We start from the raw sequence: 16,132 nt of genomic DNA, 5'->3' as shown, positions 1-16,132 counted from the left end.
CTCGCTGTCCCTTCGTCTCTCGCCGCTCGTATACCACTCACCGGATATTCGCACCGGGATGTTCCTGTCATCCCTCTGATCGGAGAGAACCGTCTCGCTATTCTCCAGTGAATGGAACTGAATCCGTGGTTTGGGCGAATGTCTCGTTTCGAAACCCTCCTAACGTATTCCATCGAATGCAAACGTTAGTGTGTGTCTCATTTCGAAATGCCTCATAAAATGGAAACCACGTAGGCGGTTAGGTGGTGTCTCGTTTCGTTATCTGGTAATCCTTGTGTAGTGTCCCGTTTCGATATAACCCATATTCTTACTTATTACCCATCATCTATTTCGTTGTCTCGATTCACTGGTCATAGAGAAATAGATTTGGTCAGGGAGTGGTCATAGATTGGTCATACCAAGATCGGACGAAAAGTCTTAAAAAATCTGGGTGGTCAGGGTGGTCATACATAGATCCCGTATCTCCATATGTAAGGGTTGTCCCGTTTCGAATCGTTTCGAGACACGCGTATATATAGGGGAGATAAGAAGTATCTATGACCACCCTGACCTTCCTTGTGGCACAAGGGATCCCGGGTTTTTTCTCCCTGACCAATCCGTGACCAGTCTCTGACCACACCCGGGGTCTCCCTGACCAGGGAATCGAGACACTGGTATTCAGTTGTCAAGGAACCGGTGTCTTGGTCGATTTGTCTCGGTTCAAGCTCACATCCCGGCGTGCTCAGTCAGCACATTCAGCGCCTGTGCAATTCGCCTCGTGTCCAGCGCTAAATACCGGTGCTTGAAATCCTGCCACGCCTCGTCACTCGCAAAACCCCGCGCAGGGTCGATGAGGGGCTTGAGCCTGGGCACGCCATCCTCGCACAGAACGATGGTCGTCCCCGCGGCGCGCATCCCGTGCAACAACCATCCAGTTTCCGCATCGTCTGTTCGGCTAAGTAACGTCTGCCACAGCGCATGGTCCGCGATGATGTCCGGCCTCGGGTCAGCGTGCCAATCGGCCATCCATTTCATCCCCTTTGCAGGGAGTGTTTGTCACTCCACAAACACGTCGTCCGCAGCACGCGGTGCAGTGTTCGCCACTCCAGGCGCAGGGGTGTTACGCTCCAATCGGCGAGCGAAATAGCAATTCTGGTACGCCTTCGACGGATCTTGCTTGCTCTGCACCGTCCTCAGTGACACCTCCAGCATGACGCCGATAAGCTCGTGCAACCGGTCCTCCAGTTCGGACAACGTGTTCAGCGACAATCCGCAGGTCTCCAGGTCGCCCTTGAGGAACGGGAACCGCTGCTCCTGCTCCAGGTTGTGACGCTTAAAGATGTGCCGGTCGGCGTAATCCCCGTCGATAATCACCAGGTCCAGCACCAGTTCGAGATCGCCGCTGAACGTGTTGGGGCGGATCTCCGCGCGTTCGATCTCCACCTTGTAACGCCCGTCCGGTAAATGGTTTGTGGCAGCCTCGGATTGTTGGTACGCCGAGTCGTACTGCCGCAGCCGATTGCTCCATTGGCCCATAATTTATCCCCCTCTTTGATGGGCACAGGGCCGGGCTGTTCAGGCACAGCCCGGCATGGTACTGTGCGTATGATTACGCCGATGTACGTGATGCCTCGTCCGCGGTCACGGAGGCTTCGTCGCCCGCTCCTTGCATGTAATCGTCCAGTCCGACGGTGTACCGCTGCGCAGCCTGCTCCAGTTCCTCGCGCACCGACCGGACTTTCACGTACTCGACAGGCGACAAGCGCCGGACGATCTGCGGCGATTTCAGAACCGACCAGGTTTGCGCGCCGTTCTGCTTTGCCTCCAGCGAAAGCTCGACTTCAACGGCAGCCAGCGGCGTACCCTTGTAAAGCAACCCGGAAACGAACCGATCCCAAACTTTGAGCGACGTCGGCGGCAAGGTTACGACGCTTGACATGTTGCTGCCCTCCTCCAAGAGGAATAGGCGGCGCATCTCCTTGCACGCCTTGCCTTTTCCGCCTTTTGGATCAGAACCGTACTTGTTGAATGGGCACGTCGCGCACTCCCGGCGCTGTTCCCGATTCAGTTCCACGTCGAAGTAAACGCCGTACTTTCCGTCCATGCTGCTGCAATCCGGGCGGTCCTGCCCTTCCCCAAGGAACAGCGCACGCGTCACGTGGAAGTATGGCACCACACCCCGAAGCGTCTGTCGTACCTCACCCGTCGCCTCGTTCGTGAACGCCCGAGCGGCGTGGACGATCTGCCAGCGAACCGGCCGGGCGTCGATCTGATCTGCCTCAGAGTCCAGATCGCTGCCAACCATCTCCGCATATTCCTGAAGCGAAACTCCGTTGGCCTCCAATTCCTGCGCCTCTTGCTCGCTCAGCCCCAATTTCTGCAACAGCGCCGCGTCGTACTGCACCAGATTGCTCATCATGCATCCTCCTTCGCGAGTTGTTTCAGTGCCTTGTCGATGTCTTGCAGTGCATCAACACGCCGGAGCCCCAGGGCGTCTCCTCCACGGTGTCGGTCACGGTCTCCGTCGTCTTCACGCCGTCTTCGCCTCCTGACCGTCCCCGGACAACTCGTCGTGCTGGGTATCCGCCGTGTAGTACATGTCCTCCCAGCCCGGAAGTCCAAGGCAGATCGCCCGGAACGGACAGCCCCCAAAGTCGGTGCACGCCTGCGGGTTGCGCCGGATGACGCCGAGTCTCTGGTCGAACAGACGGCTCTGCACCTCAGCCCACAATTCCCGCCGTGTCTGCTCCAACTGCTCCGGTGTGCGAACAACCAAGTCCTCTGCGACAAACCGCTCGCTTTCCGCCTCGTATGTAGCTGTTAGCCGGGCCTTGAAGTCCTCCAGACTTTCACCCTTGCGCGGCTCGGAGCGGCTTTTAACCAGAACCCTGATAAGCGCACCCTCAACCTCAATCCCTAATGCGTCGCGCGCCGCCAACGTGTAAAGGGAAATCTGCGCGTCCAATCCGTACCGCAACCTGAACTGCTCCAATGTCTGGCCGGTGCTTTTGTACTCGACCAACCAATACTTCCCGTCCGGTGTCCGCACCACGCCGTCGATCTTGCCCGCCAGACGGAATGTACGGCTTGGGCGGCCAGTCAACGGATTTTTGATCGGCAGGTCAAATTGATGTTCCACAACGACCGGCTCGTACCGCGGGAACCGCCGAACCGCCTGCCGGACCATGACCTCGGCGCGAATCTTCTGCACGGGCAGCTTGTCCAATTCCGCTTCGTCCTCGATCCTCTCCGCCACTTCATCCAGTCGGGCCAACGCCGCCGTGACGGCCTCTTCCTCCGAACAGCCACGGTTCCAGATTTCCATGGCGTGATGGAATGCGGAACCGATGTCCAGCGCCCACTGCACCTGCTTCGAGCGAAGCAAGAGATCGTAGTGGAAATGCTCACGCTGCGGGCAACGGGCGCGCATGCTGATTCTGCTGTACGTCAGGGCCTCCATCCCGCTCTCCCCCTTGCCAGCACCGCGAAACCCGCGATATACTGGCATTGTTCTTGGACCTCTTTTGTGTCTCCGTTCAGAGAGACACCTTCTTTTGTTCCTCGCTGTTTGTCGATTCCGCCATTTCCTCCACATCGCGAATCGTGTACCGGCTCCGCTCCTGTGGATCGTGTCGGTCTCCGTCGCAGAGACGGGCGATCAGAGTGTTAACGTCGTCAAGTTGTTTAGCTGACGCGTGCATTCGTCGTCACCTCCTCCATGTCAACCAATTCGTCCAATGTGACCCCGAGCGCTTTGGCGAGTTTCGCAAGCACAGTGACTGTTGGGTTTTTGGCTGTTCCTGTCTCAATGTCGCTGATTACCGATTGCGGAACGCCTGACAGCTTGGACAGATCCGCTTGCGTCAACCCTTTGGCTTTACGAAACTCGCGAAGCCGAATCACCATGTGCACCTCCTTGCTTGATTTCATAGTATCGAATATCCGAACATGCGTCAACGGTTTTCCGATAATACTTCACTTGAATCTTGCTGTGGTTGTGTTAGCCTGCTCGATAAGACAATCGGAAATCCGATGGGTGTTGATACCTTGGACATTGCGGACCGCATCAACCAACTCCGCGAAGCTGCGGGAATGACGGCTAACCAGCTCGCTAAGGCCGCTGGGGTCGGCCAAGCAAGCCTGAGCGACATCCTAAACCGTAAGAACAAGCCGTCGCTGGATACGTTGGAGCGTCTTTGCTCTGTGTTCGGAATCACCCTTTCCGAATTCTTTGCAGAAGACCATCATGATGAAATGCCTCCTGAAGTTCGCAGACTGTGTGACAAAGTGAACCGTCTTTCTCCCGAACAACGAGAGGCGATACTCAGGCTCATTGAAGCCTTCACTCCTACCCGAAAGGAGTCCTGACCTTGACCGCGGCGCTCGAACGCGATCTGTCCACGTTCCTCCACTGCGACGTCCGGTGCCAGCTTGTCCTGCACGACAGGCAGGTCATCAACATGTTCGATACCGTCATTGACCACATCACCGTCCTCGACGACGGCGGTTTCTTTATCGTCTACGATGGTGGTGTCATTCAGATCGCTCACGGAGAACTCGTGCACGATCCAACTGCGCTCATCATCAAAGGAGATGATTGGAGCTTGTTTGTAACTCGTTGGATTGGCGACGCCGAACGTTTTCCAACAGCATCTCAGAGGCGGCCTCCAACGACCGAACCATAATCGCCGCTTCCGGCAGATCGTAGCGTCTCAGCCGCTTCGCTTCCGCCAGGTAAATTTGTGCCAGTTCGATCTTCGCGTCGTCCGTGGTCACGGGTGTCACTCCTTACGCGGTCTTGGAATCTCGGCCGGCCAGTTCGTACACGTTGACATCCAGGATGTCGGCTAGCCGAAACAACTTGTCGATGCTCAGGTTGCGTTCGCCGTATTCAAACCGTTGGTACGAACGGAGTGCGATCCCAAGCATCGTCGCGACTTGCTTTTGCGTGTAGCCTTTGGCTTCACGTGCAGTTCGAGCGACTTGGTTTAGCTGCTTCACATCACCACCGCCTTGTTGATATGTGACCTTATTGGTCACGTTGGTGTCTTTACTTTATATGACCTAAAAGGTCATGTCAAGCCATCGGAGTGAATTGTTTTGGCCAACTTTGCCGAACGGTTGAGTGAATTGATTGAGACAAACGGTGTGTCCAAAAAGGACCTTGCTGCGATTCTTGGTGTGACGTATCGCAATCTCCGTCGGTACGAAACCGGCGAACGCAAGCCAGATTTTGATGGCCTCATCAAACTCGCCGACTTCTTCAACGTCAGCCTTGACTACCTCGTCGGTCGCACCGATGACCCGACCCCTCCGCCACGCTCTTCCTCGTAGCCTCACGCGCTCTTCTTCGCCCGGTCCTCGGCGATGGCCAGTTCGCACAGCCTCAACACCGGTTCCGGGTCCCCGACCGCCCGCGCGTAGCCGCGCAGCATCCGCAGCGTCGCCCCGCGTGAACCAAGCTCGATCCGGGCGATCTGTGCCTGCGTGGTGTCCGCCAAGTACGCCACATACTCCTGCGTCACGCCCGCCCCCAAACGCAGCGCCCGCAACGCGCGGCCGATCTCCAAGTCGTTCATGCGCCTCCCCCCTTCTCCATGTCGAATTATGTAGGGACTGGAATATTCCTATATCTATCTAGAAACCCCTGATTGCGTGTACCTTGTAGTCAGAGCATCCGTACCCCGCTCGTGACCCGCTCCATCCCCGCGGCGCGCTCCCAAACGCCCGGCGGGTCCGGCCTAGGCCGAACAGCGTTGCGCCTTTTCGCACCGGCAGTCCTCCGTCCATTCGTGGCACTCCGAGCACCGGTCGGCGCAGGAGCAGTCGTCGATCAGTTCGCCGCACTCGTCGCACCGGTCGCAATCGCAGTGGTCGAGACGCTGACCGCACTCACTGCACCACTCAGCCTCGACCCATTCCATGCCGCAGTTCGCGCACACGGCGTACTCCTCGTAGTAGCCGCCCATACCGTAGTCAGAAAGGCGTTCGCGGCGGGTCTCGGTCTCTTGGCAGCCGCAGTAGGCGCAGGCGAGATAAGTTGAAGACATGTCGGCAACTCCTTTTCGGTGCAAAGTTTAGAAGTGAAGCGCCGAACGCCTTATGCCTCCTTCCGCCATCCACCAGGGAGTGCTTTTCCTCCGCCGTCGATCCAAGCTCTCAGCTTTTCGGGATCGAAGCGGATACTCCGACCGATGTGTACCACGGGAAGAATGCCTTCACGTGCCATGCGATAGACGGCGTGTTCTTTGAAACCAAGGATTTTCGAGACCTCCTGCGCTGTAAGCAGGCGGTTCAACTGCCATCACCACCTTTCCGGGGTGTTCAATTGCCAAGGAACAGGTCTGCTCAGATCATCCAGCGCACCCACCATTGAGCATCTTGTCGGCTGCGCGGAGGGTGTCTTCGAGTTGCCCGATGTGCGCCAGATACTCCGGCATCGTGAGAGATTTCACACCGTGCTTCGCCTTGTGGTGTTCCATCAGCAGCGTGATGTTGGTCCGATACGCGATATTGAACGCAATGCGGAAGTCTCGCCAGCCTTGCTGGTAGGTGAATCCGTTGCGCGCCACATACTCGCGGACCATTCACCTCCTCAGGCTGTGTGTTCCTTTCTGGTTAACTCATCTGCCAAAAAAACTTCGTCTGGGTTAGTTCCGAAAACAGACGCAATCTTTACCGCCAATGCATACGACAAACCCCTTTTGCCGTTCTCGATCTGCCAAAGATACGGCTTTGAAATTCCAACTGCATCCGCCACCTGTTGCAGCGTGAGACCGCGTTCCTCACGCATTTGGCGCAACTTCGTCCGCGGTCTTCCCGCCAAGGTTCTCACCCCCGTTAACCTCCGGTTAACCACAGTATAAATTAACTCTAGGTTAACGTCAAGTGGCGTGTTTCTTTTTAGCTAACCAGCCTTTAGTTAACGCAACGCTAACCTATAATGGATGAAGGAACTTTGAAAAGAGGGGGGTGATTAAATTGGCCTCATTTCCCGACCGCCTTCGGCAACTCAGGAACGAGAGAAAATGGTCTCAAGAAGAACTTGGACGTAGGATCAATGTGACGAAGGTATCAGTCTCTGGATATGAGAACGGGAACCGTATGCCTGACACTGATACGCTTCAAAAAATTGCAGATGTATTTGGAGTATCTATCGACTACCTATTGGGGCGTTCTGATGTCAAAGAACCCGGTGAAAAGATCCCAGACGAGCAGTATGTGTCGCCGGATGAACGCAAGTTGCTCGAAACAGTCCGAGGCCTTCCTCCGGACAAACAGCAGCAGGTCACTCAGTTTGCTGATTTTCTGAAGTCCCAGGAGAGCAAGGAGGACAAGCACAGGGAGGAATCTGCGGCGCTTGAGCCTGATGACGTGGACGCAGACATCACAGAAATCGCCGCCCACCTGGAAAGTGAATATGGCATAGATGATCCAGGCTTTGCCGAGCACATCCGAAACGTGATTCGACGAACCTTGCGCGAATACGACGAGACAGTCGCAAAGCAAAAGAACAACGGGTAACGGGTGATAGCATTGGAAAGACTGCTCGAAGTTATTCAGCGGGAAGGTATACATTTGAAATACGACCATCTAGATTACCAAGACCGTAAGCTGTACGGATTGTACTTCTACGATCGGAATCGGGATAAGTCATTCATTGTTTTGGATGTCATGCTCGATTTTCACCCTATTCTTCACCGTTGTGTCCTGGCCGAAGAGCTCGGCCATTATTTCACGGTTCCGCGTTCCAAATTCACCAAACCGTTCGCCTCTTACGGTGACCGGATGGAACTTAGCCGGGATGAGCGGAGAGCATTGAAGTGGGCCGCACGCTTCCTGATCTCTGATGAGGAACTGGATGTCGCGTTGAAGCGCACGTGCGGATCGATTGTGGAGATTGCGGAACATCTCTGCGTTACTCCAGAGATCGCAGCGATTCGATTAGAAATTAGGCGCATGTGCGCGTAGAGCACTTCAAGTAGAACCAATGGTCTCTTCAGCTTCGCAAGTGTTCGTGCTCGGTGTCGTGGTGGAAATGAGGCGGAGGTTGAAGTAGTATTCCCTGCGACACGCATACTTCCTTGCACTTGTGTGAACAGACGTGCATTTCGATTCCCGTTCCATTTCGAATGTAGCGAGGGACCAACCAATGCCAAGACGTGGACAGATACGGAAACGGGACAATGGCAAGTACCTTGCGCGCGTATACGTTGGAAAGGGACCGGATGGGAAGCGTCACTGGCTATCTAAGACGTTTGACAAGAAAAAGGAAGCCGAAGCATGGCTGGCGGAACAACTATCCGACAAGGCGCAAGGGACGTTCCTGGCCCCATCAAAAGAAAATCTGGCACAATACCTTACTCGCTGGCTGAATGATGTGGCTGCCAGAAGGATTCGGGAGCGAACCCGAGATGATTATGAGATCGCAATATCACAGTACCTCGTCCCCCGCATTGGTCATATCAAGCTCTCCGAATTAAGGCCAGACCAGGTTCAGAAAGCCTACAACGACATCGAAACAAACAACGGACCGCACATCGCGCGAAAATGTCATGCCATATTGCATTCCGCCTTGTCTCAAGCTGAGAAATGGGGATTGGTAGCCCGTAATGTGGCTTCCCTGGCTGAGCCACCGAAAGTCCCTCGCCGCGAGATGCGGCCGTTATCACCGGAAGAAGTCAGCAAGTTCATCGCAGCCATACAGGGCAATCGTTACGGTGCGTACTTCCTGCTGTTGCTCGACACGGGGATGAGGCCAGGAGAGGCGCTGGCACTAACATGGGATGACGTAGACCTGGAGAACGGCGTAATCCAGATCAACAAGGCCCTGAGCACTGGACGGCCAAAATTGTATATGGGCGAAGGAAAGACCGCAAAGTCCCGAAGAAGTGTAGTCATAACACCCAACACCGTGGCAACTTTGAAGGCTCACAAGGCGCACATTGCGCAGGAACGGTTAAAGGCAGGCCAATACTGGGAGGACAACAATCTGGTGTTCCCCAATTCTTTTGGGGGATACAGCGATCAACACAACATCGCGCGGCGGTACTTCAAACCGGTTCTGAGGGATCTCGGCTTGCCGGAATCCATTCGGATTTACGATTTGCGTCATACGGTGGCAACGCTCCTTTTGGCGGCGAACACGCATCCCAAGCTTGTCGCGGAACGCCTTGGGCACGCGAATACCACGTTGACCTTGGACCGTTACACCCATGTCCTCCCCACAATGCAAAACCAGGTTGCTGCAACCATGCAGATGTTCCTCGGTGCACAGGAGGCGGACAAAAGAAAATAGGCGCACTGAAGGCGCACAGAACGCGAATGGCGCGGTGTTCGTCGGATTCAAAGATCCTCGAAACACCGCGCCATTTCTGGGTTTTTCGTGGAGCCACCTGTCGGATTCGAACCGACGACCTGCTCATTACGAGTGAGCCGCTCTACCCCTGAGCCAAGGTGGCGTTTGGTGGCGGCGGGTGGATTCGAACCACCGACGCCACGGGTATGAACCGTGTGCTCTGACCAGCTGAGCTACGCCGCCACTCGTGGCGGAGAGAGAGGGATTCGAACCCTCGAGGCGGGTTTAAGCCCACCTACACGATTTCCAGTCGTGCTCCTTCGACCAACTCGGACATCTCTCCAAGTGCTCGAAACAGGACGGATGGGTAACGCGACAGTGAGTATGTTAGCATGATCCGCTCGTCCTATCAAGAGGGGCGCCGCAAATTTTTTGCGCTGCGCGCACGCCAAATTTTGCCTGTCCTCAACCTCGGAAAGGGTCAGCCGGACGGCCAATCGCCCAACGGACCCGGTATAAAATTCCGCCCAGAAGGGACCTTACATCTTATACGTGACATCCAGCGGAAAGCACGTGGTTTCAAGGAGGAAGTTGGCATGCAGCGTTCACACAGCCGCCCTCATCGTCCTGTCCATCCTCGGCTCCACCGCATGGCCAGCACAGTGGCTGCCCTGGCACTCGTCGCCTTGGTCCCAGCCTGTACGGACAGAATCAGCGAAAATGGGCGCGCCCTCAACGCAGCCGCCGGCTGGGCCTCGGCTGCCACCGACCTGCGAGACATTCCCGGGGATCGGCTGCCCGTGAACCCGACCAAGCCCGAGTTGTATGTGCGCCAACAGGTGATCGCCGATTCGAGCATTCAGATCGATCCCGCCCGCCACACCGTTCGCTTCCGCCTGACCGCGGCCGACCCCAACCGGCGTCAGTCCCTGCGTGCCTCCGCCGTACGCCCGCCCACACTCACCATCCCGCAAGGCTGGCAGGTGAACGTCGATTTCCACAACGACAACACCCTGCACAGCGCCATGCTGGTGACCTACGACACGGCACTCGGTGCGGCGGCGCAGGACCGGCACGTGATCGGACACGGTGCAGTCGGCGACACCCAGTCCTTTCTCTTTAAGGGCCGCACGCCAGGACGCTACGCCATCGTCTGCGCCACACCGGGGCACCGCGACGGCATTCTCGCCATCCTCAACGTCTCCACCGACGTCACCACACCGCAATTGCACGACGGCGGCCGCACCCTCGTGGCCGGCGGCTGACCTCACCGCCGGCTTTTCCCTAGGTCCCCGTCCGTGTCTCTCGCGCCCTCTCGAGCCCCGGCCCCGTCCGCTGCCTCACCGGCACGCCGGACGCTGGCCCCGATGCCGCGAAGCATCTCCATCATCACGCCGAGGCCGGCGGCCACATCCGGGTCCCGCATCGCGCGCCACAGGCCGAAGACTCCGCCTACCTGATGGGGCCGCCCGCCGCGCGAGGCCTCCCCTGCCGCCTCTCCCGCGGCCGACAGGCCGGCAAACAGGTGGCGCAAGGCCTGCGGGTCTGCCTGGCTCAATCCCTGTGTCAACGCGATCGCGCTTTTTAACAACCCCAAGGTGCCCGGCTTTTCCGCCTGGCGGACGATGATCTCCATCACCTGCCCGCCCTGTGCCAGCAGGGCATTGGCGATGTCGAGCAGCCCCGCGTCGTCCAGGTGCCCCAACAACCGCATCATCTTCTCCAAGGCCTGTGCTTCTTCCGCCGCCACATTGTGCAACCTTGCCCGCTGCGCCGCTGCCTCCGCGGCCGGATCCGGTTCCGGCCAGCGCACGGTCTGAATCGCCTTGGCCATCTGCGCTCCCCTCCTCACACCTCGACGAGCGGCTGGTAGTCCGCACGCTTCCACTTCTCCTCCACCCGCACGCCTGGCTGCGGATTCGGATGGCCCAGCCGGAAATTGCCCTTGACCATGGGGGACTCTCCGTCCGGCTCTAGGACCTCCAGCCGCACCTGGACCTCCTTGTACGCCGGGGTGTGGGTGACGTCGTCGTGGTAACTGCTCGTCAGGTAGTTCACGGCCTCGTCGTCGTGCCATGTGTTCATCGGTAGATACAGTTCGTTGCCCTGCACGCGGTCTGTGACGACCGCCCGCAGCTTCACGCTGCCGTACGGGGACGTGAGGCGCACCAACGCCCCGTCCCGGATGCCGCGCTCCGCCGCCAGCTCCGGCGAGACCTCCACGTACGCCGTCGGGACCTTGCGCACGATGCCCCGCACCCGGTACGTGAGATTGCCCTCGTGAAAGTGTTCCAGAATGCGGCCGTTGTTCACGTGCACGTCATACTCCGCGGGCATCTCAATCGGGGGCTTCCACGACACGGGATACAGACGGGCCTTTCCGTCCGGGAAGGGAAACCCGTCCGTATAGAGCAGCGGCGTGTCCGTTCCGTCTTCATGCACTGGCCACTGCAAGCTGCGGTACCCTTCCAGCCGCTCGTAGGAGACGCCCCGGAACAATTCCGCCAACGAGGCCGCCTCCGCCATGATCTCCGACGGGTGGGTGTACGTCCAGTTCGCGCCCAGGCGGTTTGCCAGCTCGCAGAAGATCTGCCAGTCCGGTTTGGAGTCGCCGAGCGGATCGAATACCTTGTACAGGCGCTGGATGCGCCGCTCCGTATTGGTGAACGTCCCGTCCTTCTCCAGGCTTGGACAGGCCGGCAGCACCACGTCCGCGAATTGCGCGGTCTTGCTGAAGAACACGTCCTGGACGACCAAGAACTCCAACTTCTCGAACGCCGCTTGGACGTGGTTGGCGTTCGAGTCGACGAGGGCCATCTCCTCGCCCATGATGTACATCGCCTTCAGCTCGCCTGTGTGGATCTTCTCCACCATCTGATGATTGTCGATCCCGGGGGTCTCCGGCAGCTTCACACCCCAGGCACGCTCGTACTTGTCACGCACCGCTGGGTCGTCCACCCGTTCGTAACCCGGCAGGTACAGCGGTGCGCAGCCGAAATCCCCCGCGCCCTGGACGTTGTTGTGGCCGCGCAGCGGATACGCGCCGGTGCCCGGTCGGCCGAAGTTGCCGGTCACCAGCAGCAGGTTGCAGATGGCCGTCGACGTCTCGCTGCCACCCACGTGCTGAGTGATGCCCATCGCCCACAGGATGCAGGTGGTGCTCGCCTGGTGGATCATCTCGGCGACGCGGATCAGATCGTCCTTGCCGATACCCGTCACTTCGGCGGCGTGATCGAGCGTATACGGTTCGAGGGAAGCACGAAATGCCTCCAAGCCGTTGACGTGTTCGCGCAGAAAATCTTTATCCTCCCAGCCCTGATCGAGGATATATTTGGTGACCGCGCTGATCCACACCAGGTCCGTACCCGGATTGGGGTGCAGGTACAGGTCTGCCCGGCGGGCCAGGTCGTGCCGGCGCAGGTCGGCGACAATCAGCTTCTGGCCGCGTTTTTTGTGCGCCCGCCGGACGCGCGTGGAGAGCACCGGGTGCGACTCGGCCGGGTTGGCGCCGATCACGATGACCAAATCGGCCATCTCGATGTCACGGATGGAACCCGAGTCTCCGCCGTACCCGACGGTGCGGTGCAGCCCCTCGGTGGCCGGGGTCTGGCAGTACCGCGAGCAGTTGTCGATGTTGTTCGTGCCCATGACGGCGCGGGCGAACTTCTGCATCAGGTAGTTTTCCTCATTGGTGCATTTTGACGACGAGATGTACCCGATGGCATCCGGCCCGTACCTCTGCTTGATCTCGGTGAGCCGCTGCGCCACCAGGTCCAGGGCCTCGTCCCAGGTGGCGGGCACGAACTCGTCCCCTCGGCGGATGAGCGGCGTGAGCAGTCGATCCCGATGGTTCACCCACTCCCACCCGAACTTGCCTTTGACGCAGGTGGAGATCTGGTTGGCCGGGGCCTCCATCTGCGGTTGGACCCTCAGGATCTTTCGGCCCTTCGTCCAGATGTCGAAGCTGCAGCCAACACCGCAGTACGTACAGACGGTCTTCGTCCGCTGGATGCGGGCCTCGCGCATCTTCGCCTCCACCTCGGAGACGGTGAAGATGGGCCCATAGCCCGGTTCCGTCTCCTTGGTGAGGTGGATCATCCGTTCCAGTAAAGCGGGATCGATCCCGGTCAAAAACCCGGCCTCGCCCAGCATCGACTTCTCCATCAGGGCGTTGCACGGGCACACCGTCACGCAGTGGCCGCAGGAGACGCAGGACGATTCGTTGATGGGCACATCATTGTCCCAGATGACCCGCGGGCGCTCCCGCGACCAGTCGATGGACAGCACCTCGCTCACCTGCAGGTTCTGGCACGCCTCGACGCAGCGGCCGCAGAGGATGCACTGGTCGGGATCGTAGCGGTAGAACGGGTGGGAGTTGTCCTGCTCATACGGCTTCGGTGAGAATGGGTACTTCTGGTGTTCGATGTTCATGGCCATCGCCGTGTTGTGCACGACGCAGTTGCCGTTGTTGTTGTCGCACACGGTGCAGTACAGCTCGTGGTTGTGCAGGATTCGGTCCATCGCCTCCTTGCGGGCCCAGCGGGCCGCCACGGCCTTGGTCCGAACCTGCATCCCGTCCCTCGCCTCCACGGCGCAAGCCCGCTGCAGTTTGCCGTCGATCTCCGCGATGCACGTGTCGCAGGTCTGAATCGGCCCCAGCGCCGGATGGTAGCAGATGTGCGGGAACCGCTCGTCCGTCTGCAGCACCGCGGCGAGCACGTTCGATCCCGCCGCTACCTCCACCTCCCGGCCATCGACGCTCACCCGCACGGTCGGCGCCGATGCCGCGGCACGGGCCGGCGTGGGTGCGGACGCAGGGCCGACGGCGAGTACGGGCCCGGTGGCACGAGATGTCTTGTCTTCCACATGGGTCGCGCCGGCCATGTTGTACTCCTCCTCTCCGAACGTCCGAACGTGCGGCCCCGGCCACGGGATACATACCGGGTCCGCAGCTTGCTGTCTCCATCAGGTTCCCACGGAGAGGAGGAAAAAACACCTGCAGGGGCGGCAGCCGCGCGCATCGCACGATCGCTACGAACGCTCAAGTACGATGGGTTACAGCACGGCCTGTAGCCGAACGGGTTGAGAATGGGTTGTTCTTAGGGGGGAATGGGGTCTGAATGGGTGAATTGGGATGTCCACGAGCGCCATCGTCGAGGCGGTTGTGAACGAATTTGTATTTATTCGACCAGGCCCGTGGGAAGATTGCAACCAAATCGTACGTATTCGAACGGCTCAGGGCACCCATAAAAACGGCTTTGCATTTATCGGGGCCCGCCGACGCCGTCACTGCACTCGATAAAGTAAGTTTCTCACTTTATCCGATTGGACGTATCCGGAGATAACGTTAAAGATGTTGTAAATCGACCTGCTCTTGTGGTCGATGAACATAAAATCGTTTTTAACCACCTCATCCTCCCCCACCCGCGGCCCCCCTCCCTTCGCCAATGCCTCCTTTAAATCAAAAAGCGCACCCACAGGCGCGCTTACCTTGCATATATCCAACATGTCCAACCCATTCGACCCCGCCTCAGCGGTCAGCCGACCGTATCTATCCAGCCGCGAGCCCACTTCACCGCCGGTGACCGGCCCGCTGACCGCGGCCTCAACGACGGGTTCACTCTGTCTCGATGAACGCCTCGTGCAATGCCTTGACGGCCCGCTCCAGCTCCGCGGCCGCGATGATGCACGAAACCTTGATCTCGGAGGTGGACACCATCTTGATGGGGATATCCGCGTCTGCGAGCACCTGGAACATGTGCGCCGCGACACCAGGGTTGCTGATCATCCCCGCGCCGACGATGGACACCTTCGCCAAGCCGTCTTCCCGGACCAGATCGCGGTAGCCGAGGTCCGTCTGCAGGTCGCGCAGGATGCGCATCGCCCGCTCCGAATCCTCTTCCTTGACGGTGAACGACACATCCACGCCCGCCTGTTGCACGACGCTCTGGACAATGACGTCGACATTCACATTCCGCTCCGCCAGCGTCCCGAACACCGACGCCAGCCCGTGGCGCTGCAGCGGCACGCCCACCAACGCGATGCGCGCCACCTCCCGCTCAAACGCAATGCCTGTGACGACGTTCCTCTTCTCGAATCCAACGGGGGTCTCGACCACGTACGTTCCTTCCTCCTCCGTGAAGCTGGAGCGAACCACCAGCTTGACCTCGAACTGCTTGGCGTTCTCGACCGCGCGCGGGTGCAGCACCTGCGCACCCAGGTTGGCGAGCTCGAGCATCTCGTCGTACGACACCTCGGTCAGCTTGCGGGCGTTCGGGACGACGCGCGGATCGGTCGTGAAGACACCCGTGACATCCGTGTAGATCTCACACACGTCTGCCTTCAGCACCGCGGCCACTGCGACCGCCGTGGTGTCCGACCCGCCGCGGCCCAGGGTCGTCACGTCATCCCCCGCAATCCCCTGGAAGCCGGTGATGACCGGAATGATGCCTTGTTCCAGCGCCTCGCGCAGCACCTTGGTCTCGATGTTCAGCATCCTCGCAGCGCCGTACACCCGCTCCGTGTGAATGCCCGCCTGCCAGCCCGTCAGCGATCGCGCGCCCAAACCCCGCTTCTGCAGCGCCATGGCCACCAGCGCTGCCGAGACCTGCTCGCCCGTCGACAGCAGGGCGTCCATTTCTCGGCCGTCCGGGTCCGGATCGATCGCGTGTGCTAGACTTACCAGCTCGTCCGTGGTGTGGCCCATCGCGGACACCACCACGGCCACCTGGTGACCCGCTCGCACCGTTCTCGCAATGCGATCCGCTACCGCCTCAATCCGCTCGATGCTCCCGACGGAGGTTCCCCCGTACTTTTGTACAATCAGCATCTCTCCAGCTCCCCGTCTCTCTGTTC

At 59.0% G+C, this 16,132-nt stretch carries 21 protein-coding genes and 3 tRNA genes; 7 read left to right on the top strand and 17 right to left on the bottom strand.

What is annotated here, in order from left to right; genetic code table 11:
• Positions 1-705 precede the first annotated feature (705 nt).
• From N687_RS0119740 to N687_RS0119710, 5 genes are all read right to left on the bottom strand, one after another.
• Positions 706-1,005, bottom strand: coding sequence for a hypothetical protein (locus tag N687_RS0119740; RefSeq protein WP_029423481.1), 300 nt, complete (start codon positions 1,003-1,005; stop codon positions 706-708).
• 30 nt (positions 1,006-1,035) lie between these two features.
• A complete protein-coding gene (locus N687_RS0119735; RefSeq protein ID WP_029423480.1) occupies positions 1,036-1,515 on the bottom strand; it encodes a DUF669 domain-containing protein in 480 nt (159 codons plus the stop codon).
• A gap of 73 nt (positions 1,516-1,588) precedes the next feature.
• Positions 1,589-2,395 (bottom strand): hypothetical protein, encoded by an 807-nt coding sequence (locus N687_RS0119730; RefSeq protein ID WP_051663490.1) that lies wholly within the window; start codon positions 2,393-2,395, stop codon positions 1,589-1,591.
• 114 nt (positions 2,396-2,509) lie between these two features.
• Positions 2,510-3,439: a RecB family exonuclease gene (locus tag N687_RS0119720; protein WP_029423478.1), complete on the bottom strand. Its 930-nt coding sequence runs from the start codon at positions 3,437-3,439 to the stop codon at positions 2,510-2,512.
• A 224-nt stretch (positions 3,440-3,663) separates the two neighbouring features.
• On the bottom strand, positions 3,664-3,882 hold the full coding sequence (locus tag N687_RS0119710) for a helix-turn-helix domain-containing protein (protein WP_419670145.1): 219 nt from the start codon (positions 3,880-3,882) through the stop codon (positions 3,664-3,666).
• Positions 3,883-4,026: 144 nt separating this feature from the next.
• Between N687_RS0119710 and N687_RS0119705 the strand changes: the two genes are divergently transcribed.
• Entirely contained in the window at positions 4,027-4,347 is a 321-nt protein-coding gene (locus tag N687_RS0119705; RefSeq protein WP_051663489.1) for a helix-turn-helix domain-containing protein, read from the top strand.
• Between the two features lie 2 nt (positions 4,348-4,349).
• Complete coding sequence (locus N687_RS0119700) at positions 4,350-4,664, top strand: hypothetical protein (RefSeq protein ID WP_029423475.1); 315 nt, start codon at positions 4,350-4,352, stop codon at positions 4,662-4,664.
• A gap of 103 nt (positions 4,665-4,767) precedes the next feature.
• Here N687_RS0119700 and N687_RS21640 read toward each other — a convergent pair whose 3' ends face one another.
• Positions 4,768-4,980, bottom strand: coding sequence for a helix-turn-helix domain-containing protein (locus tag N687_RS21640; RefSeq protein WP_035462541.1), 213 nt, complete (start codon positions 4,978-4,980; stop codon positions 4,768-4,770).
• A gap of 99 nt (positions 4,981-5,079) precedes the next feature.
• Here N687_RS21640 and N687_RS21635 point away from each other — a divergent pair, with 99 nt between their 5' ends.
• Positions 5,080-5,313 (top strand): helix-turn-helix domain-containing protein, encoded by a 234-nt coding sequence (locus N687_RS21635; protein WP_035462539.1) that lies wholly within the window; start codon positions 5,080-5,082, stop codon positions 5,311-5,313.
• A 2-nt stretch (positions 5,314-5,315) separates the two neighbouring features.
• Here N687_RS21635 and N687_RS0119685 read toward each other — a convergent pair whose 3' ends face one another.
• The 5 genes from N687_RS0119685 to N687_RS21630 all read right to left on the bottom strand — a co-directional run bounded on the left by N687_RS0119685 (position 5,316) and on the right by N687_RS21630 (position 6,814).
• Entirely contained in the window at positions 5,316-5,558 is a 243-nt protein-coding gene (locus N687_RS0119685; RefSeq protein WP_029423473.1) for a helix-turn-helix domain-containing protein, read from the bottom strand.
• 162 nt (positions 5,559-5,720) lie between these two features.
• The gene (locus N687_RS0119680; protein ID WP_029423472.1) at positions 5,721-6,029 is read right to left on the bottom strand and encodes a hypothetical protein; all 309 of its coding nucleotides are present in this window, start codon (positions 6,027-6,029) and stop codon (positions 5,721-5,723) included.
• 50 nt (positions 6,030-6,079) lie between these two features.
• On the bottom strand, positions 6,080-6,277 hold the full coding sequence (locus tag N687_RS0119675; RefSeq protein WP_029423471.1) for a helix-turn-helix domain-containing protein: 198 nt from the start codon (positions 6,275-6,277) through the stop codon (positions 6,080-6,082).
• A gap of 55 nt (positions 6,278-6,332) precedes the next feature.
• A complete protein-coding gene (locus tag N687_RS0119670; RefSeq protein ID WP_029423470.1) occupies positions 6,333-6,566 on the bottom strand; it encodes a hypothetical protein in 234 nt (77 codons plus the stop codon).
• A gap of 8 nt (positions 6,567-6,574) precedes the next feature.
• Positions 6,575-6,814, bottom strand: coding sequence for a helix-turn-helix transcriptional regulator (locus tag N687_RS21630; protein WP_331280149.1), 240 nt, complete (start codon positions 6,812-6,814; stop codon positions 6,575-6,577).
• A gap of 137 nt (positions 6,815-6,951) precedes the next feature.
• Between N687_RS21630 and N687_RS23540 the strand changes: the two genes are divergently transcribed.
• From N687_RS23540 to N687_RS0119655, 3 genes are all read left to right on the top strand, one after another.
• The gene (locus N687_RS23540) at positions 6,952-7,503 is read left to right on the top strand and encodes a helix-turn-helix domain-containing protein (protein ID WP_231493544.1); all 552 of its coding nucleotides are present in this window, start codon (positions 6,952-6,954) and stop codon (positions 7,501-7,503) included.
• Between the two features lie 12 nt (positions 7,504-7,515).
• Positions 7,516-7,950 carry an ImmA/IrrE family metallo-endopeptidase gene (locus N687_RS22620; RefSeq protein WP_197029342.1) on the top strand — a complete coding sequence of 145 codons (435 nt, stop codon included), beginning with the start codon at positions 7,516-7,518 and terminating at the stop codon, positions 7,948-7,950.
• Positions 7,951-8,131: 181 nt separating this feature from the next.
• Positions 8,132-9,277 (top strand): tyrosine-type recombinase/integrase, encoded by a 1,146-nt coding sequence (locus tag N687_RS0119655; RefSeq protein ID WP_051663486.1) that lies wholly within the window; start codon positions 8,132-8,134, stop codon positions 9,275-9,277.
• Positions 9,278-9,365: 88 nt separating this feature from the next.
• Here N687_RS0119655 and N687_RS0119650 read toward each other — a convergent pair.
• The 3 genes from N687_RS0119650 to N687_RS0119640 all read right to left on the bottom strand — a co-directional run bounded on the left by N687_RS0119650 (position 9,366) and on the right by N687_RS0119640 (position 9,620).
• A tRNA-Thr gene (locus N687_RS0119650) sits at positions 9,366-9,440 on the bottom strand.
• 3 nt (positions 9,441-9,443) lie between these two features.
• Positions 9,444-9,520, bottom strand: a tRNA-Met gene (locus N687_RS0119645).
• 5 nt (positions 9,521-9,525) lie between these two features.
• A tRNA-Ser gene (locus N687_RS0119640) sits at positions 9,526-9,620 on the bottom strand.
• Between the two features lie 253 nt (positions 9,621-9,873).
• Here N687_RS0119640 and N687_RS0119635 point away from each other — a divergent pair.
• Positions 9,874-10,542: a sulfocyanin-like copper-binding protein gene (locus tag N687_RS0119635; protein ID WP_029423466.1), complete on the top strand. Its 669-nt coding sequence runs from the start codon at positions 9,874-9,876 to the stop codon at positions 10,540-10,542.
• A gap of 2 nt (positions 10,543-10,544) precedes the next feature.
• Here the strand turns inward: N687_RS0119635 and N687_RS0119630 are convergent, their stop codons facing one another.
• The 3 genes from N687_RS0119630 to N687_RS0119615 form a co-directional block, all read right to left on the bottom strand.
• Positions 10,545-11,111, bottom strand: a complete 567-nt coding sequence (locus N687_RS0119630; RefSeq protein WP_029423465.1) for a DUF1641 domain-containing protein — start codon at positions 11,109-11,111, stop codon at positions 10,545-10,547.
• Positions 11,112-11,125: 14 nt separating this feature from the next.
• A complete protein-coding gene (gene fdhF / locus N687_RS0119625) occupies positions 11,126-14,161 on the bottom strand; it encodes a formate dehydrogenase subunit alpha (RefSeq protein ID WP_081841592.1) in 3,036 nt (1,011 codons plus the stop codon).
• A 733-nt stretch (positions 14,162-14,894) separates the two neighbouring features.
• Positions 14,895-16,106, bottom strand: a complete 1,212-nt coding sequence (locus N687_RS0119615) for an aspartate kinase (protein WP_029423462.1) — start codon at positions 16,104-16,106, stop codon at positions 14,895-14,897.
• Between the last annotated feature and the right edge of the window lie 26 nt (positions 16,107-16,132).

This window comes from Alicyclobacillus macrosporangiidus CPP55, assembly GCF_000702485.1.
Classification (GTDB): domain Bacteria; phylum Bacillota; class Bacilli; order Alicyclobacillales; family Alicyclobacillaceae; genus Alicyclobacillus_H; species Alicyclobacillus_H macrosporangiidus_B.
This window is presented reverse-complemented; position numbering and strand designations above follow the sequence as displayed.